Annotated in this window: 1 protein-coding gene and 1 pseudogene; one reads left to right on the plus strand and one right to left on the minus strand. The window is 49.3% G+C overall.

Annotated elements, in window-relative coordinates; all coding sequences use genetic code 11:
• Window positions 1-134 precede the first annotated feature (134 nt).
• A complete protein-coding gene (locus ACTIE0_RS24665; RefSeq protein ID WP_193520543.1) occupies window positions 135-794 on the minus strand; it encodes a hypothetical protein in 660 nt (219 codons plus the stop codon).
• Here ACTIE0_RS24665 and ACTIE0_RS24670 point away from each other — a divergent pair.
• Window positions 793-1,037, plus strand: a pseudogene (locus ACTIE0_RS24670) (hypothetical protein); the annotation flags it as partial. The gene ACTIE0_RS24665 and the pseudogene ACTIE0_RS24670 sit on opposite strands and share 2 nt — an antisense overlap.

The following is a 1,037-nucleotide window of genomic DNA, read 5'->3' on the forward strand; positions in this document are numbered from 1 at the left end:
ATTGTCAAGTGCGGATAACCGAATACTTTGTTCCGGCAAACCGAATGGCGATTTGTGCTATGCGATCGCTCTTCGTGTAGTCCGGGCATCTTGCCTGTATAATCGGGAGTGCGATCGCCAACTCTGGCTCTAATTTACCATTGGCGGGGACGGAATTTATCATCATTTAAAATTACTACACTATCTCCCGACTGTGCCAATACAAATAACCCCCGACGATAGCCATAGCTGGCGACTTCTTCGGGAACCACCATTCCGGCTACGGCTCCCATGGCATGAAAATCACGATAAGCGGGCATTAACCGCTTGAATTTTTCCAGTCTTTCCAGGTGTTCGTTGATGTCGGTTTCGGTGAGTTTACTTTTGACTTCCACTAATATGGCTTGGTCAGTGTTGACCACCAGCAAATCAATTTCTATGGCTTCTCCAAAGCGTTTAACGGAGATATTAGGGTGGAATTCATTAACCGCAATTCCTCGTCGCTGAAACAGTTGGACGACGGCGGGGCGGACTTGCCATTCGACAAATTCTCCGAGGCGGTTACCCAGTTCTCCTAATTGCCGGTTGAGTTGTTGGTTTTGTTGTTGAATGAGTCGTTCGGTTTCTCGGAAGCGGCGATCGCTTTCTTCGGACTGTCGCTGGAGGAGTTGCTTGGTTTCCTCGAAGCGGCGATCGGTTTCCCGGAAGCGGCGTTCGGTTTCTTGGGACTCTTCTTTGATGACTCGTTCAGTTTCCTTTTGGGCTTCTATGAGTTCCGCCAGCAGTCTCCAAACATCATCAGCATTGGTGGTCATGGGGGTTGTCCTTGGTGGTGTTTTAATTCTCCATTTTAGCAGGTCACCACTGCGCGATACGTCGCACTCCGACTGCGCGATCGCTTGTTTCGAGAAACCCGGTTTTTTCAAAAAACCGGGTTTCTTAAATTCTGGCGCAGCCGACAATGGTTGTTTGGGGAAAGTAGGGCGGGTTTATATAGCTGCTGGTGAAGAAGAATATAGGCTGTTGAACCCGCCCCTACAGGAATATGTGACCCCTGG

The sequence above is a fragment of the Limnospira sp. genome, assembly GCF_051859755.1.
GTDB classification, from domain to species: domain Bacteria; phylum Cyanobacteriota; class Cyanobacteriia; order Cyanobacteriales; family Microcoleaceae; genus Limnospira; species Limnospira fusiformis.

Excerpts from the sequence above, each read along its gene's own strand:
- ACTIE0_RS24665 (WP_193520543.1), bottom strand. The coding sequence starts at position 794 with ATGACCACCAATGCTGATGATGTTTGGAGACTGCTGGCGGAACTCATA.